General features: G+C 73.4%; 19 protein-coding genes and 1 pseudogene. 7 read left to right on the top strand and 13 right to left on the bottom strand.

The window, feature by feature from the left end; all coding sequences use genetic code 11:
- The 3 genes from QIY60_RS20080 to QIY60_RS20070 form a co-directional block, all read right to left on the bottom strand.
- Complete coding sequence (locus tag QIY60_RS20080) at nucleotides 1-1,428, bottom strand: MFS transporter (RefSeq protein ID WP_283143657.1); 1,428 nt, start codon at nucleotides 1,426-1,428, stop codon at nucleotides 1-3.
- 269 nt (nucleotides 1,429-1,697) lie between these two features.
- The gene (locus QIY60_RS20075) at nucleotides 1,698-2,882 is read right to left on the bottom strand and encodes a lipid-transfer protein (protein WP_283143656.1); all 1,185 of its coding nucleotides are present in this window, start codon (nucleotides 2,880-2,882) and stop codon (nucleotides 1,698-1,700) included.
- Between the two features lie 12 nt (nucleotides 2,883-2,894).
- Nucleotides 2,895-5,084, bottom strand: coding sequence for an acyl-CoA dehydrogenase (locus QIY60_RS20070; protein ID WP_283143655.1), 2,190 nt, complete (start codon nucleotides 5,082-5,084; stop codon nucleotides 2,895-2,897).
- A gap of 177 nt (nucleotides 5,085-5,261) precedes the next feature.
- Here QIY60_RS20070 and QIY60_RS20065 point away from each other — a divergent pair, with 177 nt between their 5' ends.
- From QIY60_RS20065 to QIY60_RS20050, 4 genes are all read left to right on the top strand, one after another.
- Nucleotides 5,262-5,909 (top strand): class I SAM-dependent methyltransferase, encoded by a 648-nt coding sequence (locus QIY60_RS20065; RefSeq protein WP_283143654.1) that lies wholly within the window; start codon nucleotides 5,262-5,264, stop codon nucleotides 5,907-5,909.
- Nucleotides 5,910-5,986: 77 nt separating this feature from the next.
- Nucleotides 5,987-6,952: an N-acetylmuramoyl-L-alanine amidase gene (locus QIY60_RS20060; protein WP_283143653.1), complete on the top strand. Its 966-nt coding sequence runs from the start codon at nucleotides 5,987-5,989 to the stop codon at nucleotides 6,950-6,952.
- A 186-nt stretch (nucleotides 6,953-7,138) separates the two neighbouring features.
- Nucleotides 7,139-7,966 carry a DUF5336 domain-containing protein gene (locus QIY60_RS20055; RefSeq protein WP_283143652.1) on the top strand — a complete coding sequence of 276 codons (828 nt, stop codon included), beginning with the start codon at nucleotides 7,139-7,141 and terminating at the stop codon, nucleotides 7,964-7,966.
- A gap of 141 nt (nucleotides 7,967-8,107) precedes the next feature.
- Nucleotides 8,108-9,118, top strand: coding sequence for an LLM class F420-dependent oxidoreductase (locus tag QIY60_RS20050; protein WP_283143651.1), 1,011 nt, complete (start codon nucleotides 8,108-8,110; stop codon nucleotides 9,116-9,118).
- An 18-nt stretch (nucleotides 9,119-9,136) separates the two neighbouring features.
- Here the strand turns inward: QIY60_RS20050 and QIY60_RS20045 are convergent, their stop codons facing one another.
- The 4 genes from QIY60_RS20045 to QIY60_RS20030 all read right to left on the bottom strand — a co-directional run bounded on the left by QIY60_RS20045 (nucleotide 9,137) and on the right by QIY60_RS20030 (nucleotide 13,096).
- Nucleotides 9,137-9,709 carry a hypothetical protein gene (locus tag QIY60_RS20045; protein ID WP_283143650.1) on the bottom strand — a complete coding sequence of 191 codons (573 nt, stop codon included), beginning with the start codon at nucleotides 9,707-9,709 and terminating at the stop codon, nucleotides 9,137-9,139.
- A 171-nt stretch (nucleotides 9,710-9,880) separates the two neighbouring features.
- On the bottom strand, nucleotides 9,881-10,954 hold the full coding sequence (locus QIY60_RS20040; RefSeq protein ID WP_283143649.1) for a prenyltransferase: 1,074 nt from the start codon (nucleotides 10,952-10,954) through the stop codon (nucleotides 9,881-9,883).
- Nucleotides 10,951-11,694, bottom strand: coding sequence for a class I SAM-dependent methyltransferase (locus QIY60_RS20035; protein ID WP_283143648.1), 744 nt, complete (start codon nucleotides 11,692-11,694; stop codon nucleotides 10,951-10,953). Before QIY60_RS20035 ends, QIY60_RS20040 begins: the two co-directional genes overlap by 4 nt.
- A gap of 91 nt (nucleotides 11,695-11,785) precedes the next feature.
- On the bottom strand, nucleotides 11,786-13,096 hold the full coding sequence (locus QIY60_RS20030; protein ID WP_283143647.1) for a glycosyltransferase family 4 protein: 1,311 nt from the start codon (nucleotides 13,094-13,096) through the stop codon (nucleotides 11,786-11,788).
- 274 nt (nucleotides 13,097-13,370) lie between these two features.
- Between QIY60_RS20030 and QIY60_RS20025 the strand changes: the two genes are divergently transcribed.
- Nucleotides 13,371-13,988 (top strand): TetR family transcriptional regulator, encoded by a 618-nt coding sequence (locus tag QIY60_RS20025; RefSeq protein WP_283143646.1) that lies wholly within the window; start codon nucleotides 13,371-13,373, stop codon nucleotides 13,986-13,988.
- A 290-nt stretch (nucleotides 13,989-14,278) separates the two neighbouring features.
- Nucleotides 14,279-14,803, top strand: a pseudogene (locus QIY60_RS20020) (response regulator transcription factor); the annotation flags it as partial.
- On the opposite strand, the gene QIY60_RS20015 reads toward QIY60_RS20020, so the two are convergent.
- The 6 genes from QIY60_RS20015 to QIY60_RS19990 all read right to left on the bottom strand — a co-directional run bounded on the left by QIY60_RS20015 (nucleotide 14,729) and on the right by QIY60_RS19990 (nucleotide 23,193).
- Nucleotides 14,729-16,519 carry an ABC transporter ATP-binding protein gene (locus QIY60_RS20015; protein WP_283143645.1) on the bottom strand — a complete coding sequence of 597 codons (1,791 nt, stop codon included), beginning with the start codon at nucleotides 16,517-16,519 and terminating at the stop codon, nucleotides 14,729-14,731. The pseudogene QIY60_RS20020 and the gene QIY60_RS20015 sit on opposite strands and share 75 nt — an antisense overlap.
- 32 nt (nucleotides 16,520-16,551) lie before the next feature.
- Entirely contained in the window at nucleotides 16,552-18,279 is a 1,728-nt protein-coding gene (locus tag QIY60_RS20010; protein ID WP_283143644.1) for an ABC transporter ATP-binding protein, read from the bottom strand.
- Between the two features lie 66 nt (nucleotides 18,280-18,345).
- A complete protein-coding gene (locus tag QIY60_RS20005; RefSeq protein ID WP_283143643.1) occupies nucleotides 18,346-18,480 on the bottom strand; it encodes a SapB/AmfS family lanthipeptide in 135 nt (44 codons plus the stop codon).
- A 41-nt stretch (nucleotides 18,481-18,521) separates the two neighbouring features.
- A complete protein-coding gene (gene lanKC / locus QIY60_RS20000) occupies nucleotides 18,522-21,167 on the bottom strand; it encodes a class III lanthionine synthetase LanKC (RefSeq protein WP_283143642.1) in 2,646 nt (881 codons plus the stop codon).
- A 317-nt stretch (nucleotides 21,168-21,484) separates the two neighbouring features.
- Complete coding sequence (locus tag QIY60_RS19995) at nucleotides 21,485-21,718, bottom strand: ferredoxin (RefSeq protein WP_283143641.1); 234 nt, start codon at nucleotides 21,716-21,718, stop codon at nucleotides 21,485-21,487.
- Nucleotides 21,718-23,193: an aldehyde dehydrogenase gene (locus QIY60_RS19990; RefSeq protein WP_283143640.1), complete on the bottom strand. Its 1,476-nt coding sequence runs from the start codon at nucleotides 23,191-23,193 to the stop codon at nucleotides 21,718-21,720. The genes QIY60_RS19995 and QIY60_RS19990 overlap by 1 nt, the downstream gene beginning before the upstream one ends.
- A gap of 175 nt (nucleotides 23,194-23,368) precedes the next feature.
- On the opposite strand from QIY60_RS19990, the gene QIY60_RS19985 reads away from it, so the two are divergent.
- Nucleotides 23,369-24,424, top strand: a complete 1,056-nt coding sequence (locus tag QIY60_RS19985) for an MBL fold metallo-hydrolase (RefSeq protein WP_283143639.1) — start codon at nucleotides 23,369-23,371, stop codon at nucleotides 24,422-24,424.
- The last annotated feature ends 314 nt before the right edge of the window (nucleotides 24,425-24,738 follow it).

The following is a 24,738-nucleotide window of genomic DNA, read 5'->3' as shown; positions in this document are numbered from 1 at the left end:
TCACTTCTTCGACGTGGTCGTCCTGGGCAGCCACACCAGCGCGACCACCGTGCTGGCGAGCAGGACGAACCCACCGGTGCGGAAGGCGAGCGCGTAGCCCTCGGTGAGCGACTCGGGCGTCAGCGAGTCGCCGGTACGGGCCGTGGCCACCGTCGACAGGATGGCGAGGCCGAGCGCGCCGCCCATCGTGCGGGAGGTGTTGATCAGCCCGGACACGAGCCCGGCCTCGCCCGGCGCGGCGCCGGAGGTGGCGAGGGAGGCGAGCGGCGTGGTGGCGAGCCCCGCGCCGGTCATCATCAGCACGCCGGGCACCAGGATCGACATCCAGTACGGGTCGTGCGCGTGCATCGTGGACTGCCAGCCGAACCCGGCGGCGGCGATCAGGACGCCGATGACGGTGAGGTTGCGGGTCCCGGTCACCGGCATCAGCCGGGGTGCGATCTTGGCGCCGAAGACGATGCTCAACGAGCTGGGAATGAGGGCGAGTCCGGCGCCCAGCGGGGTGTAGCCGAGGACGTTCTGGGCGTACAGGGTCATGAAGTACCAGGTGCAGAAGGTGGCCGAGCCGCAGGCGAACATCACGACGTTGGCGGACGAGACGGCTCTGATCCGCAGCAGCCGCAGCGGCATCAGCGGCGCCGCCGCCCGCGTCTCGACCGCGAGGAACGCGCCGAGCAGCGCGAGTCCGCCGAGCAGCGGGGCGAGGGTCCGGGGCGCGGTCCAGCCGGACTGCTCGGTCTGCACGATGCCGTACGCGAGGACCGCGAGCCCGCCGGTGACGGCGACCGCGCCGGGCAGGTCCAGGCGGTTGCGGGTGGCCGCGCGGCTCTCCGTGATCCACAGGGTGGCGCCGGTGAGGACGAGGGCGCCGACGGGCACGTTGATGAGCAGCACCCAGCGCCACGACAGGGTGTCGGTGAGCACCCCGCCGACGAGCCCGCCCGCCGCGCCGCCGCCCGCGCCGACCGCCGCCCAGGTCCCTATGGCCCTGGTACGGGCGGCGCCCTCGGGGACGGCGGCGGTGAGGATGGTGAGGGTGGACGGCGCGAGCACGGCGGCGCCGAGTCCCTGTACGCCGCGCGCGAGCAGCAGCTGCCAGCCCTCCTGGGCGAGCCCGCCGGCGAGGCTGGCGGCGGTGAAGAGGCCGAGCCCGACGAGGAACATGCGCTTGCGCCCGAAGAGGTCTCCGGCGCGGCCGCCGAGGAGCATGAACCCGGCGTACGCGATGGAGTAGGCGTTGACGACCCACTGCAGCCCGGTCGGGGTCATCCCGAGCCCGGTCCGCATCGAGGGGAGGGCGACGTTGACGACGGAGACGTCGAGGACGACGAGGAACTGCCCGGCGCAGGCGGCGAGGAGGACGAGCCAGGTGCGGGGCGTGTGTGTGCGGGCGGGTATGGCGGCGGTGTCTGGGGGCGCTTGGACCATGCGGGCCATGTTTGCAGCCGGGGGTTGGTTTCCCCACCCCGCCCCTTCCCTAAAGCCCTCTGGCGGGCAGCCGGTTGGGGCTCCGCCCCGGGCCCCGTGTTCGTCTGCGGACCGTCTGTGGCTGGTCGCGCAGTTCCCCGCGCCCCTAACCACCTAGGGGCGCGGGGAACTGCGCGAGCAACCCAGCACGGTCCGCAGCCGAACGGGTCCCCCGGAGGCCGCGCGGCGGAGCCGCAAATGTCACAGTGGGAAGGGGCGGGGTGGGGGCTCTACCTCCGTAGGAGCGTCAGCACCGCCGCCCCGCCCAACCCGATGTTGTGCGCCAGCCCGACCCCCGCACCCCCCACCTGCCGAGCCCCCGCCTCCCCCCGCAACTGCGCCACCAGCTCACACACCTGCGCCAACCCCGTCGCCCCCAACGGATGCCCCTTCGAGATCAGACCCCCGGACGGGTTCACCACCCACCGCCCGCCGTACGTCGTCGCCCCGGACTCCACCAGCTTCCCGGACTCCCCCTCCCCGCACATCCCCAGCGCCTCGTACGTCAGCAGCTCGTTGATGGAGAAGCAGTCGTGGAGCTCGATCACGTCGACGTCCTCGATGCCGAGGCCGGAGCGCTCGTAGACCAGACGCGCCGCCGCCCGCGTCATGCCGACACCCACCACGTCGATGCACCGGCCGGACGCGAAGGACTCCGCCGTGTCCGTCGTCATCGCCTGGGCGACGATCTCCACCGCCCGCTCCTCCAGGCCGTGTTCGGCGGCGAAGCGCTCGGAGACGACGACGGCCGCCGCCGAACCGTCCGACGTCGGGGAGCACTGGAGCTTGGTCAAGGGACGGTGGATCTCCTTCGACGCCAGCACCTCCGCCACCCCGTACTCCACCTGGAACTGCGCACGCGGGTTGTGCACCGAGTGGCGGTGGTTCTTCGCGCCCACCGCCGCCAGCTGCGCCGCCGTCGTCCCGTACAGCTCCATGTGCTCGCGCGCCGCGTTGCCGAAGATCTGCGCGGTGGGCGGGCTCATCTCGAAGCCGTGGGCGGCGGCCATGACGGAGTAGTGGCGGGCGACCGGGGACGTCGAGAAGCCGTCACCCGCGCCACCACCCAGCGCGCCCCGCTTCATCTTCTCGAACCCCAGCGCCAGCACGCACTCGCTCACCCCGCCCTCCACCAACTGCCGGGCCAGCATCAGCGCGCTCGCGCCCGTCGCGCAGTTGTTGTTGACGTTGTGGACGGGGACTCCGGTCAGGCCCAGTCCGTACGCCGCCCGCTGGCCCGCCGTCGACGGCTGGAAGCAGTAGCCCGCCAGGACCTGCTCCACCTGCCCGTACGCGATCCCGGCGTCCGCCAGCGCCGCCGTCCCGGCCTCCCGCGCCATGTCCCAGTACTGCCACTCCCGCGACTCGGGCTTCTCGAACTTCGTCATGCCGACACCGGCAACAAAGCTCTTCACATCCGTACCCCTTCAGTCTCGCGGCAGGCCGAGGATCCGCTCGGCCACGACATTGAGCTGGACCTGCGTGGTGCCGCCCGCGATCGTCAGACAGCGGGACATCAGATAGCCGTGGACGGCCCGCCGCGCCGGGCCCTCGGCCGCCGCGCCCGCCGGGCCGAGCAGCTCCAGGGCGAGGTCGGCCACCTTCTGCTGGTGGGCGGTCTGGACGAGCTTGCGCACGCTGGCCCCGGCGCCGGGCTCAAGGCCCGACACCTGGAGCATCGTGGTGCGCAGCCCGATGCAGGCGAGTGCGTGCGCCTCGGCGGCCAGTGCGCCGATCCGGGCGCGGTACGAGCCGTCCAGGCCGTCGGCGCGGGCCAGCAGCGCCTCCAGGCCGGTGTCGAAGGTCAACTGGTCGGCCATGTGGACGCGTTCGTTGCCCAGGGTGTTTCGGGCGACCCGCCAGCCGCCGCCCGGCTCGCCGACGACCGCGTCGTGCGGCAGCGGCGCCCCGTCGAAGTACACCTCGTTGAAGAGCGCGTCCCCGGTGATCTCGCGGAGCGGGCGTACGTCGATGCCCGGCGTGTTCTTCATGTCGACCAGGAAGTAAGTCAGGCCCTCGTGCTTGGGAGCCTCGGGGTCGGTCCTGGCGAGCAGGATCCCGTGGTCCGCCCACTGGGCCGCGCTCGTCCACACCTTCTGGCCGGTGATCCGCCAGCCGTCGTCGGTGCGCTCGGCCCGGGTCCGCAGGCTCGCCAGGTCGGAGCCCGCCTCCGGCTCCGAGAACAGCTGGCACCACAGCAGGTCCCCGCGCAGGGTCGGCAGCAGGAAGCGCTCCTGCTGCTCGCGCGTCCCGTACGCCAGCAGCGACGGCACCACCCAGGTGCCGATCCCCAGCTCGGCGACCTTCACCCCCGCCGCCCTCAACTCCTCCTGGATGACCAGCTGTTGGACCGGCTCAGCGCCCAGGCCGTACGGCGGTGGCAGGTGCGGTGCGGCGTAGCCGGTGGGGGCGAGGGCGCGTCGGGCGGCCGCCGGGTCGAGGCCGCGTACGGACTCCGCCGCCTCCCGCGCCGGGCCCCGGAACTCCTCCGCCTCCCCGGGCAGTTCGAGGCGCAGCTCCCGGCGCGCCCCGGCCCCGGCGAGCCGGACGGCCCGCTGCCGGTGGGCGTCCCCGGCGCCCAGGAGCTGGCGGGCCACCAGGGCGCGGCGCAGATGCAGATGGGCGTCGTGCTCCCAGGTGAAGCCGATGCCGCCGAGAATCTGGACGCAGTCCTGGGCGCAGGTGAACGCGGCGTCCAGAGCCGCGGCCGCCGCCAGCGCCGCGACCAGGCCGCGCACCTCGGCCCGCTCCGAGTCCGCCGCCCGCGCCGCGTCCCACACCAGCGCCCGCGCCTGCTCGACCCGGACCAGCATGTCCGCGCAGAGGTGCTTGACCGCCTGGAACTGCCCGATGGGGCGCCCGAACTGCTCGCGCACCTTGGCGTGGGCGACCGCCGTCTCCAGCGCCCGGGCGGCGGTGCCGCACGCCTCGGCGGCGAAGAGCACGGCCGCGAGGTCCGGTACGAGCGCGGGGTCCACGGCCAGGACCCGGTCGTCCGCCACCGTGAGGCCGTGCGCGGCGACCTCGGCGGTGGGGCGGGTCGGATCGGCGCCGTCGTGCGCCCGTACGCCCAGGTCCGCCGCGTCCACCGCCAGCCACAGCGTCTCCTCGCCCGCCCGGGCGGCAAGCACCAGCAGGTCCGCCTGCGCCCCGGCGAGCACGGGCGGCGCGACCCCGTCGAGCGTCCAGCCCGCCGGGGCCCGTACGGCGGTGAGGTCCCCGGGGCCGAGCGCCACGGCGGCGGTCCGCACCCCGGTCGCGATCGCGTCCACCAGCTCGTTCAGTCCGGTCAGTCCCGTCGGCCCCGCCGCCGCGTGTCCCGCCCGATCGAGCACCGCCGCCGCGAGCGCGCTGGGCAGGTACGGGCCGGGCAGCGCACCCCTCCCCGCTTCCTCCAGGACCACCGCGAGCTCCACCAGGCTCCCGCCGCCGTGCCGCTCGCCCAGGTGCACCCCGAGCAGGCCCTGCTCGGCCAGCGCGTCCCAGTAGGGCGGACGGGCGTCCCCGGCGGGCGCGTCGAGCAGCTTGCGCACCTCCTCGACCGGCACGGCCCGCGCCAGCCGGCCGCGCACCGCCTCGGCCAGCTCCCGCTGCTCCCGGGTGATTCCGATGCCCATGCGCACTCCCCCGCCGCCGCGGCCGCCACTGGAACGGCGACAGACTAGAACACGTTCCAATCTGACGGAAGGTCAGATCGGGGACCGGATTCACCGGGGAGGGGTCCGGTTCGACGGGGATTACGATGTGGCGCCACCCTCCACGCGTTCCGCGCGCACAACCACGGGAGCCCTGCCATGGCGACACCCAAGCCGGAGATCCTCGCCGCCTTCGAGGCCGCCAAGGGGTTCATGCCCGTACGCGAAGGGCTCGCGCTCTACGAAGCCGCGGTCGAGGCGGGCGCGCTCGGCCTGCCGCTCCTGGAGGTCGGCACCTACTGCGGCCGCTCCACGCTGCTGCTCGCCGACGCGGCCCGCGCCGCCGGGACCGTCGCCATAACCGTCGACCACCACCGGGGCAGCGAGGAGCAGCAGCCCGGCTGGGAGTACCACGACCCGACCGTGGTCGACCCGGAGGTCGGCCTGATGGACACCCTGCCGACCTTCCGCCGCACCCTGCACAAGGCGGGCCTCGAAGACCACGTGATCGCGGTCGTGGGGCGCTCGCCGCAGGTGGCGCGGGTCTGGGGCGGCAAGGTCGGGTTCGTCTTCATCGACGGCGGGCACACCGACGAGCACGCCAACGGGGACTACGAGGGCTGGGCCCCGCACCTCGCCGAGGGCGGCCTCCTGGTGATCCACGACGTCTTCCCCGACCCGGTCGACGAGTTCACCGGCCAGGCCCCGTACCGCGTCTATCTGCGCGCGCTGGCCTCCGGCGCGTTCACCGAGGTCTCGGCCACCGACTCACTGCGCGTCCTGCGCCGCACGCGCGCCGGGGTGTGACGGCGCACACCGCAGTGCACCCCTTCGGCACACGCGGGAACCACGCTCCCGAAGACCGCCCCCGCTAGCATCACTGCGTGTCGTACGACAGCGAGTCCCCCACCCCCGCCCGGCGCCGGCTGCGCGGCAACCTCGTCATCGCCACTGCCGCGCTGGTCCCGACCGCCCTGGCCGGATGGCTGGTGTGGCAGGCCATGGACGGCTCCGGCGGCCAGGACGACAAGCCGCCGAGGGTGCTGCCGCTGCCGAGCGGGCCGTCCGTGGCGCCCTCGGGGAACCCTCGGCCGCCGACCGTGACCGTGACGGCGACCCCGTCGCCGTCCGCCTCGCCGTCCACCTCGCCCTCCACCCAGTCGGCCCGGCCCACCGGGCCGCTCGCCGGACGGGTCGTGGTGATCGACCCGGGGCACAACCCCAGCAACTTCAAGCACGCGGCCGAGATCAACCGCCAGGTCGACATCGGGACGAACAAGAAGGAGTGCGACACCACCGGCACGGACACGGCGGGCGGGTACACCGAGGCCGCGTTCACCCTGGACGTCTCGCACCGCGTCCGGGCGCTCCTGGAGAAGCAGGGCGCGACCGTCACGTACACCCAGGACAACGACCGGCCGTTCGGCCCGTGCGTGGACGAGCGGGCGGCGCTCGGCAACAAGGCGAAGGCCGACGCGGTCGTCTCGGTGCACGCCGACGGCGCGGACGAGGGCAACCACGGCTTCCATGTGATCCTGCCCGCCCTGGTGAACGCGGGGAAGGCGAACACCGCCCCGATCGTGGGCCCCTCGCGTGAGCTGGGTGTGAGGATCGCGGGGAAGTTCGTGCACGCCACGGGCATGCCGCCCTCCAACTACGTGGGTGGCGGCACCGGGTTGGACGTCCGCAAGGACCTCGGCGGGCTCAACCTGTCGACCGTGCCGAAGGTGTTCATCGAGTGCGGGAACATGCGGGATTCCGGCGATGCGGCCCTGCTGACGAGCGCGGACTGGCGGCAGAAGGCGGCTCGGGGCATCGCGGACGGGATCAGCAGCTTCCTGCAGAAGTGAAGGGGTCGCCGACGCGAACGGTCGGCTGCGGGTCGGTCACGGTCTGAGCACCGGGGGGACTTCCCACCCGGTCAGACGATAGATTCTCCTCCGGGCGGGGAACCGCCCCCGTGCTTCGCGCCGTGTGCACGTACACCGGCGGCAGCGATGACCGCCCCGACGAGACGACCCAAAAAGGACTATTACGTGAACATCCGCTCCCTCACGCGAGGCGACGGCGTGGTGATCGGAGCAGCGGTGGTGCTGTTCATCGCCTCGTTCCTCGATCTCTACTCGGTCGACAACGCTTGCGTCGGCTCCATCTGCTCCCATGCCGACGTTCCGAACGCGTGGGACGCGCTGGGCCTGCTGATGAGCATGTTCCTGGCCGGCATCATCGGAGCGGTCCTCATCGTCGTGGCCCGCTCGCTGCCGCAGCCGAAGAAGATCGCCGGGATGGACCTGGCCCAGTTCGGCACCGCCTTCACGATCTTCGCCGCGTGGACCGCGTTCTGGACCATCATCGACATGGACAGCGCCGGCGCCGGCATGATCCTCGGCCTGATCTCCGCGCTGGTGCTCGCCGCCGGTGCGGTGGCCGGTCCGATGGTCGCCGCGCTCAAGGCTCCGCTGATGGGCGCCCCGCGTCCGGCCGTGGCCCCGTACGGCGCCCAGCCCTACGGTGCGCAGCCCGCGGGCGGCTACGGCTACCCGGGCGGCGCCCAGCCGCAGCCCCAGCCGTACGGTGCCGCCGGCGCCGACCCGAGCCTGGGCGGCCAGACCCCGGCGCCCGGCGCCGCGGCCCAGCCGGCCCCGGCGGCCGGTGCTCCGGCCGCTGACTTCGCCCCGTTCTGGTTCGCCGTTCCGGTGGCCCGTCCGCTGTACCCGGAGGACGGCTCCCCCACGCCGATCGCGGAACTCGCGCCCGGTACGTGGTACCTGGCGGTGGAGCAGCGTGGTGCGGCGCTGGTCGCGCAGACGCAGGACGGGCGTCGTGGTGTTCTTCAGGACACCACGGGTATCCAGCGGGGTTAGTTTCTGCTTCGACTGCGGACCGTGCGTGGCTGGTCGCGCAGTTCCCCGCGCCCCTAGATGCCAAAGGCCCCTCGCCCCTTTCGGGCGAGGGGCCTTTGGCATACGCTCCGCTGACGGTCCGTCAGATTATGGAGGCTCGTCATGCGGCTGGGACTCGCACTTGGCTACTGGGGGCGGGGTCCCAACCCCGGGCATCTGGAACTCGCTCAGGAAGCCGAGCGCCTCGGGTATGACTCGGTCTGGACTGCGGAGGCGTGGGGGTCGGACGCGTTCACGCCGCTGACCTGGATCGCCGCGCACACCTCCCGTATCGGACTGGGCACGGCCGTCGCGCAGATGGCGGCACGCACACCCACCGCGACCGCCATGCACGCGCTGACCCTCGACCACCTCTCCGGCGGCCGCGTGCTGCTCGGCCTGGGGCTTTCGGGGCCGCAGGTGGTGGAGGGGTGGTACGGGCGGCCGTTCCCGGCCAGCCCGCTGACGGCGACGCGGGAGTACGTGGAGGTGGTCCGGCAGGTGCTGCGGCGCGGGGCGCCGGTGGAGCTGGACGGCCGCTTCCACGCGCACCCTTACCGGGGCGCGGACGGCACCGGCCTCGGCAAACCGCTCAAGCCGATCACGCATCCGCTGCGGGCGGACCTGCCGGTGCTGCTCGGCGCCGAGGGCCCCAAGAACATCGCGCAGACGACCCGGATCGCGGACGGCTGGCTGCCGTTGTACTGGTCGCCGACGCGGCTGGACGCGTACGAGGCGTCGCTTGCGGGGGCGCCCGAGGGCTTCACCGTCGCCCCCATGGTCCGGGCGCACGTCTGCGACGACGTGGCCGAGGGGCTGCTGCCGGTGAAGGCGATGCTCGGCTTCTACATCGGCGGGATGGGGCACGCGGCCCGCAACTTCCACGCGGATCTGATGGCGCGGATGGGGTACGAGGCCGAAGCCCGCCGGATCCAGGCGCTGTTCGGGGAGGGCCGCCGCGAGGAGGCGGTACGGGCCGTCCCGGACGCCTTCGCCGACGAGATCTCGCTGGTCGGGCCGCGCGAACGGATCGCGGAGCGGCTGGAGTCGTGGCGCGCGGGCCCGGTGACGGACCTGCTGGTCACGTCACCGGACCTGACGACGCTGCGGGTGCTGGCGGAGCTGAACGGCTGAGGTGGGTCGGCTGCCGGCTCAGCCGCCGCTGAGCTGCGAGGCGGACGGCACCTGGTCCTTGACCTCGGCGCCCGCGCTCTTCCCGGCGTCCTTGACCCCGTTGATGACGTTCTCGAACATCCCGACGTCGGCGTCGGTGGCGTCGCCCTTGCGGAGCTTGCCGCCGAGGTTCTTGAGGGAGTCGATGCCGGAGCTGAGGGGGGCGACGGCCTTGGAGAGGAGGGGGTCGCCCTTGGCGTTGTTCACGGCCGCCTTCAGCCGGTTGTACGTGAAGGCGCCGGCCAGACCGGCCTTGACCAGGGCGAACGTCCGGCCCTTGGTGCCCTTCTTGAACTTGCCCGCCTTGTAGGGCTTCACGATCCACTGGTAGGCGGCGCCCGCCGCGAGTCCCGCGTTGGCGACGAACCGCGTCTTGGCGAGCTTCTGCCGCTCGAAGGAGCCGGTGGGGGACGGGGAGGCGCTGGCCTCCGCCGCGGTCAGACTGTTGTGGGCGCTCTTGGTCTCGCCTCCGCAGGCGGTCGTCGACACCAGGACTGTGGTGGACAGGACGACCGCCACGAGTATGCGGCGGAAGTTGAGCGTACTGGGCACGGTGACCTCCGGGGATGTGTCGTCCTCCCCGGCAGCCTCACCCGCCCCTGCCGGTGCCGCCACTCGGGCGAGCCCATATGGGTGCCCGGGGTTCGTCTGCGGACCGGTGGGGGCTGGTCGCGCAGTTCCCCGCGCCCCTTGAATGCCGCTGCGCGGCATCCTCGGGTCGGGCTAGCCGCAACACTCGGGCGCGAGCCCGCGCGGCAAGCGCTCCCCCCCGAACACCGCCGTCGTCGCCTCGTCGCCCCCCAGCGCCGCCACCGCGAGCAGCAGCGAACCCGCCGTCCACGTCGTGAGCTCCTCCGGCCACACCGCCCGGTTGCCCTCGAAGACGTAACCCGTCCAGTACAGGCCGTCCCCGGCCCGCAGGTGCTGGATGGACTGGAGGATCTCCAGGGCGCGGTCCGACTCGCCCATCACCCACAGCGCGAGCGCGAGTTCGCAGCTCTCGCCCCCCGTCACCCACGGGTTCGGCAGCACGCACCGCACCCCGAGCCCGGGCACCACGAAGGCCTCCCACCGCGCCTCGATGCGCGCCTTCGCCTCGGCACCGGTCACCGCGCCGCCGAGGACGGGGTAGTACCAGTCCATGGAGTAGCGGGACTTGTCGAGGAAGCGCTCGGGGTGGTGGGCCACGGCGTGCGCGAGCGCGCCCGTCGCCAGCTCCCAGTCCGGCTGCGGCTCCTCCCGCTGCTCGGCGATCGCCAGGGCGCACCGCAGCGCCTGGTGGATCGAGGAGCTGCCGGTCAGCAGCGCGTCGGTGACGGGCGAGCCGTCCTCCTCGCGCTTCCAGCCGATCTGCCCGCCCGGCTGCTGCAGCCGCAGCACGAACTCGACGGCCGCGAACACCACCGGCCACATCCGGTCGAGGAAGGTGTCGTCGCCGGTGGCGAGGTAGTGGTGCCAGACACCGACCGCCACGTACGCGACGAAGTTGGTCTCCCGCCCCCGGTCGGTGACCTGGGTGAAGTCCCCGTCGTGGTACGCCGCGTACCAGGACCCGTCGTCGTTCTGGTGCCGCGCCAGCCACTCGTAGGCGCGCGCGGCGGCCTCGTGCTCACCCGCCGCGTCCAGCGCCATGGCGGCCTCGGTGTGGTCCCACGGGTCCAGGTGGTGCCCGCGGAACCACGGTATGGCGCCGTCCTCGCGCTGCACGGCGAGGATGCCGGCCACCGTCGCGGCGGCCTGCCCGGCGGTGAGCACCCCCGGCAGGATCAGGTGCTCGGTCCGCTCCGGTGAGGTCACTTGGCAGCGACCTTGTCGAAGCGCGCGAGGTGCGGCTTGGTCGCGTACGCCACGAAGCTCTTGCCGACTATGGGGTTGAGCGCCTGCTCCGCGAGCCGCGTGACCAGGGGCTTCTTCATGATGTCCCAGACCAGGAGCTTGTGGTACGCCTTCACCGGCAGCGCCTTGTCGTTGTCGACGCCGAAGGCGCACTTGAGCCACCAGTACGGCGAGTGCAGCGCGTGCGCGTGGTGCGTGCCGTACGGCTTGAGGCCCGCCTCCTTCATCTTGCCGAGGAGCTCGTCCGCCTTGTAGATGCGGATGTGGCCGCCCTCGACCTCGTGGTACGCGTCGGAGAGCGCCCAGCAGACCTTCTCCGGCCCGTAGCGGGGCACGGTGACCGCGATCCGGCCGCCCGGCTTGAGGACCCGGACCATCTCGGCGAGCACGCCCTTGTCGTCCGGGATGTGCTCCATGACCTCGGAGATGATCACGACGTCGAAGGACTCGTCGGGGAAGGGCAGGTTGAGCGCGTCGCCCTCCATCGCCGTGGCGGTCGCCCCCTCGGGCGCCTCACCGGCCTCCTTCATCGCCGCGAACCACTTGGCGACCTCGCGGATCTCCTCGCCGTTCTGGTCGAGCGCCACGACCTGCGCACCGCGCCGGTAGCACTCGAAGGCGTGCCGCCCCGCGCCGCAGCCCAGGTCGAGCACGCGGTCGCCCGGGGCGAGCGGGAAGCGGGAGAAGTCGACGGTCAGCACGGGGCCTGCCCTTTCGGATGGAGAACAGCTGCGGCCGCGGAGCGGCCGGGTGTCTGGGCCGCGGAGCGGCGGGTGCCGGCGCGGTGCCGGGTCACCTGGCGGGTGCCTTGTGGTGGGCGATCGCGGAGCGGTACAGCTCGGCGGTGCCCTCGGCCGCCCGGGCCCAGGTGAACCGGTCGAGGACCCGCTCCCGCCCGGCCGCGCCGAGCCGCGCGCGCAGCTCCGGGTCGGCCAGGAGGCGGTTCAGGGCCGCGGCGAGCGCGCCCGGCTCGCCCGGTGGCACCGCGAGGCAGGTCTCCCCGTCGGGCCCGGCGACCTCCGGGATGGCGCCGCCGGTCGTGGCGACCAGCGGCGTCCCCGTCGCCATCGCCTCCGCGGCCGGGAGCGAGAACCCCTCGTACAGCGAAGGCACACAGCTGACCTGCGCGGACCGTACGAGGTCGACCAGCTCGGCGTCGGTGATGCCCTTGACGAACCGGACCGCGTCGCCGAGCCCGTACTTCTCGATGGCCTGCGCGACCGGCCCGTCCTCGGCGCGCTTACCGACGACCACGAGGTGCGCCTCGGGGTGTTCGGCACGCACTTTGGCGAGCGCCTCGACGAGGAAGACGAGCCCCTTGAGCGGTACGTCCGCGCTGGAGGTGGTGACGATCCGGCCGGGCACCTCGGCCACCGACGGGTCCGGGGACCACAGGTCGGTGTCGGCGCCGATGTGCACCACGGAGATGCGGTCCTCGCGCACCCCGAGGTGCTCGACGATCTCGCGCTGCGAGGAGCCGGAGACGGTGAGCACGGACGGCAGCCTGCGGGCGACCCGCTTCTGCATCCGCGTGAACCCGTACCAGCGGCGTACGGAGGAGCGCCGCTTCCAGTCGGCGGCGGCGTCCAGCTCCAGCTGCCGGTCGACGGTGATGGGGTGGTGGATCGTGGTGACCAGGGGGGCGCCGAGGTCGGCGAGCAGGCCGTAGCCGAGCGTCTGGTTGTCGTGGATGACGTCGAACTCGCCCTTGCGGGCGGCGAGGTGGCGCCGGGCCCGCAGCGAGAAGGTCAGCGGCTCGGGGAAGCCGCCGGTCCACATGGTGGCGACTTCGAGGGCGTCGATCCAGTCCCGGTACTCGTCCTTCTTGGGCGTACGGAACGGGTCGGGCGAGCGGTACAGGTCCAGGCTGGCGAGCTCGGTGAGCGGCACGCCCTCGTCCAGGACGGGGTACGGCTGGGCGCCGATGACCTCCACGCTGTGCCCCAGGCGGGCGAGTTCGCGGGAGAGGTGGCGTACGTAGACGCCCTGGCCGCCGCAGAACGGATTGCCCTTGTACGTCAGGAGGGCGATCCGCAGGGGGCGGTCGCCCGCACGGGCCGGCTCCCCTGCGCGGGGGCTTGCCTCTACGGCCTCTGCGGTCACTCGCGGCCCCTTCATCGCTGCGTTTCGCCGGAGCGTAACCGCTCGCGCTAATCTAGAACAAGTTCCAGACTTGATCCTTCTTGATCTCTCCGAGGAGCCTCAAGAAGCTTCGAATCTACCGGCAGGTAGCGCGCGTGTGAGGGCCGGATCAGGTGATTCGCGCCACCACCGGGGCCCCTGCCATGCTGTGCCCCCGGAAACGGGCCGCCAGGGGCACGGGCCCGCACCGGGGAACACCGGAGCAATCGGACGACCGGATGACGGAACGGGACAGATGACAGCGGAAGTCAAAGCAGCCATTCCTGCGTCGCCCGCCCTGACCGAGCGCCAGGAGGCGCGCCGCCGCCGCATCCTGCACGCCAGCGCCCAGCTGGCCAGCCGGGGCGGCTTCGACGCGGTCCAGATGCGCGAGGTGGCCGAGGCCGCGGGGGTCGCGCTCGGCACGCTCTACCGCTACTTCCCGTCCAAGATCCATCTGCTGGTCGCCACCATGCAGGACCAGCTCCAGCATCTGCACTCCACGCTCCGCAAGCACCCGCCGTCCGGCGATTCGGCCGCGGAGCGGGTCGCCGAGACGCTGATGCGGGCGTTCCGCGCGCTCCAGCGCGAGCCGCACCTCGCCGACGCGATGGTGCGCGCGCTCACCTTCGCCGACCGCTCGGTCAGCCCCGAGGTGGACACGGTCTCCCGGCAGACCACCGCGATCATCCTGGACGCGATGGGCCTGGACCACCCCACCCCGCAGCAGCTCTCGGCGGTCCGGGTGATCGAGCACACCTGGCACTCGGCCCTGATCACCTGGCTGTCGGGGCGGGCCTCGATCGCCCAGGTGAAGATCGACATCGAGACGGTGTGCCGGCTGATCGACCTCACGGCCCCCGAATCCGACTGAGGGCCCGTCGGGCCGACGGCACCGGAAGACGACATCGGAAGACGGCACCGGAATCGGACAGGCCGCATCGCCGCCGGACCGCCGGCGGACCGGCCGCGCCCGCCCCCGCTCTGCGCCCGGCGCGCGGATGCGCTGGGCGCTCCGCATCCGCGCCGTGCTGTGCGCCGTGCGCGCCCCCGTGCCACCCCATGGCTGATAATCCGGGTTCCCCTCCCCCGGGGCGCCGATAGAAATGTTTCGCGTGCAAAAGGAAGGCAACCGGTAGGCGGGGAGCTGGAGGGGGCTGAAACGTGATCCGGGTACTTCTCGTGCACGATGCCTGTCTGATGCGGTCGGCGCTTGCCGACCGCCTTGCCCGTGAACCCGGTCTGGAGGTCCATCACGCGCCCTGGCGCAGTGCGCCCGCTCGCGCGCGGGTCCTGCGGCCGGATGTGTGCGCCGTGGACCTGGACTGTTCCGACTCGTACGGGATCGCGCCGCTGGGAGAGTTACAGAGCCGGCACAACGGGTCGCGGGGCACCCGGCTCGTCGTGCTGGCCAGCGCCAACCGGCCCGGGCCGCTGCGCCAGGCGGTGGAGGCGCACGCCCTAGGCTACGTCGACAAGGACGCCACTCCGGAGCGGCTCGTCACGGCGATAAGACGGGCCGCCGCGGGCCAGCGGTTCGTCGACGACTCGCTGGGCTGCGGGTTCCTGCGGGCGGCCGAAATGCCGCTGACCAGACGGGAGTTGAGCGTGCTCTCACTCGCCGCCGAGGGCGCCTCGATCGCGGACATCGCGCACAGCCTCCATCTGTCCAACGGGACCGTGCGGAACTACATGGCGGCGATCACCCGCAAGACCGGCGCCCGCAACCGCGTGGACGCCATCCGCATCTCCCAGGGCGAGGGATGGGTGTAATCCGGTCAACTCCCGGTAGAACGCGGACTGTTGGAGAAGTTCGTCGTGCGTACCGCGCTCCACCCCGTCGCCGCCCAGGACCAGCACCTGCCGGGCCCGTCCTGCCGAGCCGGTCCGGTGCGCCACGACCACCAGGGCCGTTCCGGGCCGCCGGGCGAACGCCCGCTCGGCCCGCGCCTCGGCCGCCGGGTCGAGATGGCAGGTCGCCTCGTCGAGCAGGACCAGCGGTGCGGGGGCCGCGTACGCCCGGGCCAGTGCGATCAACTGCCGCTCTCCGGCGGAGAGTTCGGACGGTGCCAGAGTGGCGTCGAGCCCGCCGAGCCGGTCGACCAGTTCGCGGGCGCCCACGGCCGTACAGGAGTCGAGCAGGTCTTCGTCGCCGGGCGGGTCGTCCGGGCACAGATAGGTGAGGTTGGCGCGGACGGTGTCGGTGAAGACGTACGCCTGCTGGGGCACCAGGACCCGCGCGCATCCGCGTAAAACCTCGCCGCTGTCCGGCGCCCGCACCCCCGCCATGAGCTCGGCCAGCGTGGACTTGCCGATTCCGCTGGGGCCGACGACCGCGAGGTGCCCGCCGTGCGGCACGGTCAGGTCCAGGTGGTCGACGACGGGCGCCGCGCCCGGCCCGTACGCGAAGGTGACGCCCCGCAGCCGCACGGCCTCGCCCGGACCGGGGGCGCCCAGGGGGTCCGCCTGCGCTTCCCCGCCCGCCCCGGGGTCCGCCGTCAGCCGCCGCAGCACCACGAACAGCCGCGCCCCCGAGGTGCCGAGCCCCTGCATCAGGGACTGGAGGGCCGGGATCAGGGACTGGGTGAGATAGGCGAGGGCGCCCACGAACGCGCCCGGGGTGACGCCGTGGTCGAGCAGCCAGGGGGCCGCCGCGAGCAGCAGCACCACGGTGAGGCGGCCGCCGATCCCGGCCGCGAGGGTGCGCAGCACGCCCCAGCGGGCCAGTGCGCGCGAGGCGTGGAACTCGGCGTCGATCCGCTCCCGTACGTCCCTCCCCACCCGGTCCTGCGCCCCGGCCGCCGTGATGTCCCGCAACCCGCCGACCGCGAGCCCGAGTTCGGCCGCCAGCGCCTCGTCGGCGGCGAGGAACACCTCCTGGCGGCGGGCGAGCGGGCGCAGGGTGGCGAGGAACAGGGCGAGCCCGGCGGCCAGCGGCAGCGCCACCACCGGCAGCAGCACCGGCGCCAGCGAGAAGAGGCCGATCAGCGCGCCCACCGCCGTGACGACGAAGGTCCGCGACACCATCACCAGACCGGCGAGCGTGTCGCGGGCGATCTCCACCTGGTGGGTGAGCCGGGAGACCGCCGCCCCGTCCGGCGCCCGCAGCGCCCGGCGCACCACCTTGCGTACGAGGTCGTCGCGGACGGGCTCGACGAGCGCGGCCACCGCCAGGTGCACCCGGCCGGTGCCGAACGACCCGGCCAGCACGCCGAGCGCCGCGAGCCCGAGCCAGCCGAGGCCGACGTCCGTGTGCCCCGCGAGGAAGCCCCGGTCGAGCGCCCGCGCCAGCGCGTAGCCGAGCAGGAACGTCTCCCCCGCCTCCAGCGCCGACCAGGCGGCGAGCCGGAGCAACGCCCGCCACCGGGGGCGCGCCAGGGCCTGTCCGGTGGGCCCGGTCGGCACGCGGGGGTCTGGCCCTCGCAGCAGGCGCCCCTTCACGCGGCCTCCCCCGCGAACACCGCGCGGTACTCGGGCAGTCGCCACAGCTCCGCGTGCGGGGCGAGCGCGCGCACCCCGCCGCCGTCCAGCCAGACCACCAGGTCGGCGCGGGCGGCCGTGGTCACCCGGTGGGCGACGATGAGCCGGGTGCCCGGGGTGAGCTCGTCGAGCAGGGCGCGGGAGACCTTCAGCTCGGTCGCGGAGTCCAGGCTGGAGGTGGCGTCGTCGAGGATCAGAAGGCGTCCGCAGTGCGCGAACGCCCTGGCCAGGCCGAGGCGTTGGGCCTCGCCGCCGGACATGGGGGCCTCGGCGCAGGGCGTGTCGTAGCCGAGCGGCAGTCTGCGGACGAACTCGTCGGCGCAGGCCGCCCGCGCGGCCGCCCGGACCTCGTCGGGGCCCGGTTCGCCGACGCCGAAGGCGATCGTGCCGCCGACGGTGGCGCCCAGGAGTGCGGGGCGGGCGAAGGCGTGGCCGACCTCGCGGCGCAGCGCGTCCCGGGAGAGTTCGGGCAGTGGGACGCCGTCGACCAGGACCGTGCCCCGGTCGGGGTCCGCGAGCCGGCCCGCGACCGCCGCCAGCGCCGTCTTGCCGCTGCCGGACCGCCCCACCACGGCGGCGACCGCCCCGCCGGGCACGTACAGGTCGACCTCGCGCAGCGGTCCGGCGGACACGCTCCGGAACTCCAACGACCCTGTTCCTTCGGGAAGTTGGCGTGTTCCGTACGTCATGGCGGGCGGGGCGAGTGCCTCGGCCAGGCGGTCGGTGGCGGCGCGGCCCCGCACCAGGGCGTTGAGCTGGCCGACCAGGACGCCGGTGCCGGTGGCGAGGACCGCGTACCGCCAGGCCGCGAGCATCCCGCCGACGCTCAGCGCGCCGTCGGCGAGCCGCAGCCCGGCGACCGCGAGCACGGTGAGCTGGAGCAGCGGCAGCAGGGCGGCGGCCTGGGCGGTGGAGCGGCCGGTGACGCGCCACATGCGGAAGCCCTGGTGGGAGAGTTCGGGCAGCGGGGCGAGGATGCGGGCCGCGTCCCGTTCGGCGGTTCCGGCGGCCGCGATGGTGCGGGCGCCCTCCACCGCCTCGGTGAGCCGCCCGGCGATCTCGCCCTGGGCGCGCAGATAGGCGGCGCCCGCATCGGCGGAGGCGCGCACGAACACCTTGAGCAGCAGGGCGAGTACGGGCATTCCGGCGAGCAGTGCGAGGGCCGTCCACCGGTCGGTTAGGGCGAGCGCGACCAGGCCGCCGACCGGGGTGATCACGGCGGCGAGCGTGGCGGCGAGCGTGGCGGGGACGGGTCCGGCCTGGGCCGCGTTGCCGACGAGCCGGGCCACCAGGTCGCCCTCGGGCAGGGCCGCGCGCGGCCCGGTCGCGAGGACGTGGCGCAGCACCCGGTCGCGTATCCACGCGGTGGTGCGGGCGTTGGCGGTGGCGGTGACCAGGCCGTCGAGGGCGCCGAGCAGGACGGTCGCGCCGGTGAGCGCCGCGCACAGCGCGAGCCAGGGGCCCGCGGCCGCCCGGTCGTCGCCGAGCAGCAGGTCGAGGGTGCGGCCGAGCGCCCACGGCAGGGCCAGGCCGGCCCCGGCGAGGGCCGTGGTCAGCAGCAGCACGAGGGCGGCGGGTGCCGCGCCGTACCGAACGGTCTCGCGGAGAAAGGGGCGCTGTGCCAAGGGGCCCTCCGGGGCGCGCACGCCCCGGGCGGAGAGCAGATCCGCCCGGGGCCGCGTCACACAGTTGATCAGTTTCGATCAAGGTTGATCAGGTGCAACAGGGTTTGATCAGGGTGGTGCGTGTGCTCAGAGGCAGAGCAGGAAGCTGTTCGAGCTGTGCTTGTCACACGCGAGCAGGCTGAGGCTGCTCTGGTCGCCGCCACCGCCGCCGCCACCGGTGGTCTCGGGAACGTCCAGCTTCTGCAGGTCGAGAAGTGTCATCGCCATCTCCTTCTGTCCAGAACTTCTTCGTGGGGACGGGTTCACCGTCCGGCCCCTCGCGGGGCCGTCTTGGGGGCCGCCGGAAGCGGCGGCAGGAAGGGCAGCCCCGCGGGGCGCCTTCGGGCGGACGCGGCACCGGGCAGCGAGCCCAGGGCGAGCAGAACGCCCGCCGTGCCGGTCGCGAGGTCCATGGAGAGCCGCATCATCTGGTCGCCGGGAAAGGCCAGATGGCCCTTGTACGGCACGGCGTACCAGGCGAGCGCCGCGCTCTGCGCGTCCAGGTCCGGGCGCGCGGCGCGGGTGCGGGCGAGGTGCAGGACCATGCCCGCGCGGCCGTTGAACAGGCCCGGCTGGGCGTAGTACCGCAGCCGCGCGGTGGGCTGGATCGCGGCCCTGGCCGTGGCGAACTCCTCGTCGTGGCGGTGCGCCAGATAGTCGTCGAGCACCATCGCGATGCCGACGCCGCCCGCGCCGAGGTAGGGCATGATCCGCGCGCCCTCGTCGACCTGGAGGGCGCCCGAGCGGTCGGTGACGCAGCGCGCGAGGTCGCGGCGGAGGAACTCGGCGGCGTGGTCGAGGAGCGCGGGCTCGCCGGTGTGCTCGTAGAGCCGCAGGAAGAGCAGGGCGGGGCCGCTGGCGCCGTGCAGCAGCCCGGCGCGCGGGCGCCCCGCGCCCGCGTCCGGCTCCGGCTGCCCGGCGATGATCCAGGCCGCTTCCAGCGCCCGGTCGCGCAGATCGGCCTCGCCGGTGGTGCGGCCGAGCGAGTCGAGGGCGAGCCCGAGTCCGGCGAGCCCGCCGTGCAGAGTGGGCGCGAGCCGCTGCCACTTCTCGTCGAGCACCCGGTCGACCAGGTCGAGGGCGCGCTCGGTGTGGCCGAGCCGGTCCAGGACGTACGCGACGCCGCTCAGCCCGTCGTAGAAGCCCAGCGGACAGCCGGCGGGCGGCTCCTCGGTGCGGCGCAGCAGCCACTCCTCGCCGTCCCGGTAGCGGCCGGCGCCGGTGGCGTCCAGGGCGTAGAGCACCCCGGCGGCGCCGTGCGCGACCCCGAGGCCGCCGCCGTTCGCGAACTGGGAGATGTCACCGGGGAAGAGCCGGTCCTCGCGCTCGGGCGTGGCGGAGGCGAGGATCGCGCGGACCATGGAGTCGCGCCCGGCGGGCCACTCGGCGGGGGCGACGGGCAGGTACGGCCGCTCCAGCGGCTCGTCCGTACCCCGGATGACCCGCACCGCCTCCTCGAAGAAACCTTCCGGCACGGCGGGGAACTGGCTCGCCGCGACCTCCGCCAGATGCGCCGCCTTGTCCTGGTCCACCACGAGCAGCGTCGTCATCGGCACGAACAGCGCCAGCCGCAGACAGGCCAGCGCGTACCGGTCGACCTCGAAGCCGGTGCGGTCGCGCGGGGCCATGAACCCGGGGTGCGCCATCATCTGCCCCTGGTGCTCCTCGACCGGCACCGCGGCCTCGAAGTCCAGCAGTTGCACGGAGACCTCACGGCCGCCGTCCGCCTCGTTGTTCGCCTCGCCCCCGTCCGGGGCGACCATCACGTTGAACATGTGCAGGTCGTTGCAGACCAGGCCGCGCGAGTGCACCGCCTCCACCGCCCGCTCCACCGCCCGGTGCACCGAGAGCGCCCAGGCCGTGTACGAGGCCACCGCGTCCGGGTCGGGGTCGACGGCGAGCAGCGGGTGGCGCTCGGCGAAGAACGCGTTCAGCGTGCGCCCCTCCAGGAAGTCCATGACCAGGAAGCGGTGGTCGCCCAGCTCGAACCAGTCGCGCACCTCGGGCGCCACACCGAGCCCCGAGATCCGCTCCAGGGCCACCTTCTCCCGCTCAAGGCGGGTGACCGCGTCGCAGCCGTCGCCGGCCAGCCCGGCGTGCGGCCGGGCCTCCTTGAGGACGACCTTGCTGCCGTCGCGCGCGTCGGTCCCGGCGTACACCCCGCCGCCGTTGGAGAAGTGCAGCGCCCGCTCGATGCGGTACGGCAGGTCGGCCACGGTCGTCGCGTTGCGCGCCTCCAACTGGGGCTCCAGGAACGGGGGCAGCGCCACCCACTCGGGCACCTGGAAGGCGGGGTCCCGGCGGTCGGGGACCAGCTCGCCCCGGGCGTTCTCGATCGCGGGGACCAGCGCCCCGCCCTCACCGACGCAGTGCCGCTCGACGAAGCCCCCGTAACGGACGTACAGGGGCCCGGAGTTCCAGCGCAGATCGGTGAGGATGTACGGGCCCGGCTCGCCCTCCAGGAGCTCGCCGAGCTCGTTCAGTATGCGCTCCAGCTCTTCCACGCCGGACGGGTAGATCGTGGCGAACTTCCCGCTGGAGCCGCGCCCGGCGTACTTGGAGTTGCGCAGGTGCAGCGGCTGGCGGCCCGGCACGAACTTGAACGGGATCGCTCTGGGGACGCAGTACTCCCACACCTGCGCCGCCATCTTCTCGGCGTTGTCCAGACACGCCGAGACGTGGATCTTCCAGCCCTGGCGGGGGCGGCCCGGGCGCGGTTCGCCGGCCGCGTCCACCGGGCTGAAGTGGAGCCAGTCCCCGGAGAGGGCCGTGTGCCACCCTTCGGGGACCGGGCGCTGGGCCGCCTCGAAGAGCGGAACGGACTCCCCGGTCCTGGTCGACAGCAACCGGTCCGGAGTCTCGTAGAAATGCCTGTCGGCCAGGCAGAAGACCTCGTACCGCTTGTCCATCGTTTCCCCCTCGGTGGCGTGGCAACGAAGGTGCCACGCCGGCCGGGGGCCGGACAGTCGCGGATGTCATGGGGTCACTGTGCGGTACGCATGCGTCAACCTGCGTTCGTAGGGGTTCGAACAGGCGGTGCTCGATTCGACTGCGGGCCGGTGGGGGGGCTGGTCGCGCAGTTCCCCGCGCCCCTAGGAGGTACGGGTCACCGCAGCCAGCGAAGGGCGGCCCGAAGGGGCGCTTTTAGGGGCGCGGGGCTGTGACATTTGCGGCTCCGCCGCGTGGGCGCGACGAGCCCACCACGGTCCGCAGCCGAATCGCCCACTCACTCCTCGGGAGGAAACACCGGCTCACCGGAGTCGAGCAGGGTGATGCTGATGGCCTCCACCGGACACCCCTCGGCCGCGGCGAGCACGCGCTCATTGGCGTCGATGTCGGCGGCCCGCGGCCGCGACTGCCGCGCCGTGTCCAGCCCGAAGCCCCCCGGCGCGGTGTTCACGCACATGCCAGACCCGATGCACACACCCCGGTCGACCTCGACATGCCAGCGGTCACCCATCACGCCTCACCCCCATACGCGGCGGGCAGGTGGATCATCTTGTGCTCCAGGTACTCGCTCAGCCCCTCGGGCCCGAACTCCCGCCCCAGACCGGAGTTCTTGTAGCCGCCGAACGGGCCGAACATGTCCAGGCTGAACGTGTTCACGTTGAACGTGCCCGTGCGCACCTGCCGGGCGAAGTCGATGCCGTGCTCGACGTCGCCGGTCCACACGCTGCCGCTGAGCCCGTACTCGGAGTCGTTCGCGATCCGAAGCGCCTCGGCCTCGTCCGCGTACGGCAGGAGGCAGATCACCGGCCCGAAGATCTCCTCGCGGGCGATCCGCATGGAGTTGTCGACGGAGCCGAAGAGCGTCGGCTCGACGTACCAGCCCCGGTCCCGCCCGGCCGGACGGCCGCCGCCCGCCAGGATCTTGGCGCCCTCCTCCTGGCCGATCCGGATGTAGTCGAGCGAGCGCCGCCGCTGCCGTTCGGCGACCAGCGGGCCGACCTGGGTCGCCGGGTCGAGCGGGTCGCCGACGACCAGCTGCCCGGCGGCGGCCGCGAACGCCTCCGCGAACTCGTCGTAACGGCTCGCGGGCGCCAGGATCCGGGTCTGGGCGACGCACGCCTGCCCGTTGTTCATCCACGCGGCCGGGACGACCCCGGCGACGGTCGACTCCAGGTCGGCGTCGGGCAGCACGACGGCGGCGGACTTGCCGCCCAGCTCCAGGGTGACCCGGGTGAGGTTGCGCGCGGCGACCTCCATCACGCGCCGCCCCGCCGCCACCGACCCGGTGAACGACACCTTGTCCACGTCCGGGTGCCCGACCAGGTACTCGCTGACCTCGCGGTCGGCGGGCAGGATCGAGAGCACGCCCTCCGGCAGCCCGGCCTCGCGGGCGATGTCGCCGAGTATGTACGCGTCGAGGGGCGTCTCCGGGGACGGCTTGAGCACCACCGGGCACCCCGCGAGCAGCGCGGGCGCGAGCTTGGCGGCGGCCACGAACTGCGGCACGTTCCACGGGACGACGGCCGCCACGACCCCGACCGGCTCGCGCCGCACCAGGATCGGCCCGAGGACGCCGGCGCGCCGCTCCTCGTACGGGAAGTCGCGCGCGACGGTGATCGCCGCGTCCCAGACCATCATCGCGCCGAGGGCCTGCGCGAGGACGCTCCAGGAGTACGGGGAGCCGTTCTGCGCGCTGATGGAGCGGGCGATCTCCTCGTGGCGCAGGGCGATCGCGTCCTTGATGCGGGAGACGACCTCGATGCGGTCGGCGAGCGGCAGCCGCGGCCAGGGCCCCTCGTCGAAGGCCCGGCGGGCGGTGGCGACGGCGTGGTCGACGTCGGCCCGGGAGGCGTGCGGCACGCGGCCGATGACCTGCTCGGTGTGGGGCGAGACGACGTCGATGACGTCGGTTCCGCGGGGGTCGGTGAGCTCCCCGCCGATGTAGAGCCGGGTGTGCTCGACGAGATCGCTGACGGCATCGGTCATGGCGTGGCGCCTCCCACTGCGGTCCATTTTCTGACGGCATTTCAGATCTGCCAGAACTGATACCAGTTCCCCTATCAGGAGTCCACGGACGGGAGACCCCTTGAGGGCCGGACTGAAACACGTTCTACTGTGACCTGCCAGGGCCCACTGTGGTGGTCGGAGACGAGGCTGATCCATGACGCAGGTGACACGGGGGACGCGGGTGGCCGACCACGGCGGGGGCGTCCACTCCATCGAGGTGCCCATCCCGGACAACCCTCTCGGCCACACGCTGGTGTACGTGGTCGACACCGACCGGGGCCCGGTCCTGGTCGACACGGGGTGGGACGACCCGGCGTCCTGGGACACGCTGACGGACGGCCTGCGGCGTCTCGGTACCGATGCCGCGGACATCCACGGGGTGGTGCTGACCCACCACCACCCCGACCACCACGGGCTCTCCGGCCGGGTGCGGGAGGCGTCCGGCGCGTGGCTGGCGATGCACCCGGCGGACACGGCGGTCGTACGGCGCACGCGGGAGGCGGAGCCCGGGGCCTGGCTGTCCTATCTGACGGAGAAGCTGACGGCGGTGGGAGCGCCGGAGGACCACCTCGCGCCGCTGCGGGCGGCACGGGCGCGGGGTTCCGGCCGGTCGCTGCCGGGCCTGCGGGCGGCGCTCCCCGACCGGGAGATCGTCCCCGGCGACCTGCTCCCGCTGCCGGGCCGCCGGCTGCGGGCGATCTGGACGCCCGGGCACACGCCGGGCCACGTCTGCCTCCACCTGGAGGAGCGGCACCCGTCCGGTCGCCCGGGCCACGGCCGCCTGTTCTCGGGGGACCACCTCCTCCCCGGGATCACTCCGCACATCGGGCTGTACGAGGATCCCGACGACGCGACGGTGACGGACCCTCTGGGCGACTACGTGTCGTCCCTTGAGCGCGTTGGCCATCTGGGGGTGGCGGAGGTGCTCCCCGCCCACCAGCACGCGTTCACGGACGCGGCATCGCGTGTACGCGCACTCCTGGCCCACCACGAGTCCCGCCTCGCGGACCTGCTCTCCCTGCTGGCGGAGGAGCCCCTGACCCCCTGGCAGCTGGCGGTCCGCATGGAGTGGAACCGCCCCTGGTCGGAGATCCCCTACGGCTCCCGCAACATCGCGGTGTCGGAGGCGGAGGCGCACGTACGGCGGCTGGTGAAACTGGGACGGGCGGAGGGGGTACCGGGCCCGCCGCTGACGTACCGAGCGGTGTGATCCCCCACCCCACCCCTTCCCTGAACCCTCCGGGGGTCCCCGTTCGGCTGCGGACCGTCTTGGGCTGGTCGCGCAGTTCCCCGCGCCCCTAGGTGGTCAGGCGCGCGGGGAACTGCGCGAGCAACCCACCACGGTCCGCAGCCGAAAGCACCCGGCCGCCCGCCGGAGGCCACGCGGCGGAGCCGCAAATGTCACAGCCGGGAAGGGGTGGGGTGGGGGCTCGGCCTTCCGGTCCACCCGCTGCGAGCTGCGCAGACCTGCCCGGTTTTGCGTGGGCCTGCGCTGTTACAGTCGGGGCATCTGCGCGGGGGTGT

Origin of the sequence: Streptomyces sp. BPTC-684, from assembly GCF_030028635.1 — a bacterium.
Classification (GTDB): Bacteria; Actinomycetota; Actinomycetes; order Streptomycetales; family Streptomycetaceae; genus Streptomyces; species Streptomyces noboritoensis.
The sequence above is the reverse complement of the archived record's forward strand: the minus strand, read 5'-3'. Positions and strand labels throughout refer to the sequence as shown.

Coding starts and splice junctions, on each gene's coding strand:
- QIY60_RS20080 (WP_283143657.1), bottom strand. CDS start 1,428: ATGGTCCAAGCGCCCCCAGACACCGCCGCCATACCCGCCCGCACACAC.
- QIY60_RS20070 (WP_283143655.1), bottom strand. CDS start 5,084: ATGGGCATCGGAATCACCCGGGAGCAGCGGGAGCTGGCCGAGGCGGTG.
- QIY60_RS20065 (WP_283143654.1), top strand. CDS start 5,262: ATGGCGACACCCAAGCCGGAGATCCTCGCCGCCTTCGAGGCCGCCAAG.
- QIY60_RS20050 (WP_283143651.1), top strand. CDS start 8,108: ATGCGGCTGGGACTCGCACTTGGCTACTGGGGGCGGGGTCCCAACCCC.
- QIY60_RS20025 (WP_283143646.1), top strand. CDS start 13,371: ATGACAGCGGAAGTCAAAGCAGCCATTCCTGCGTCGCCCGCCCTGACC.
- QIY60_RS20005 (WP_283143643.1), bottom strand. CDS start 18,480: ATGACACTTCTCGACCTGCAGAAGCTGGACGTTCCCGAGACCACCGGT.
- lanKC (WP_283143642.1), bottom strand. CDS start 21,167: ATGGACAAGCGGTACGAGGTCTTCTGCCTGGCCGACAGGCATTTCTAC.
- QIY60_RS19995 (WP_283143641.1), bottom strand. CDS start 21,718: ATGGGTGACCGCTGGCATGTCGAGGTCGACCGGGGTGTGTGCATCGGG.
- QIY60_RS19990 (WP_283143640.1), bottom strand. CDS start 23,193: ATGACCGATGCCGTCAGCGATCTCGTCGAGCACACCCGGCTCTACATC.
- QIY60_RS19985 (WP_283143639.1), top strand. CDS start 23,369: ATGACGCAGGTGACACGGGGGACGCGGGTGGCCGACCACGGCGGGGGC.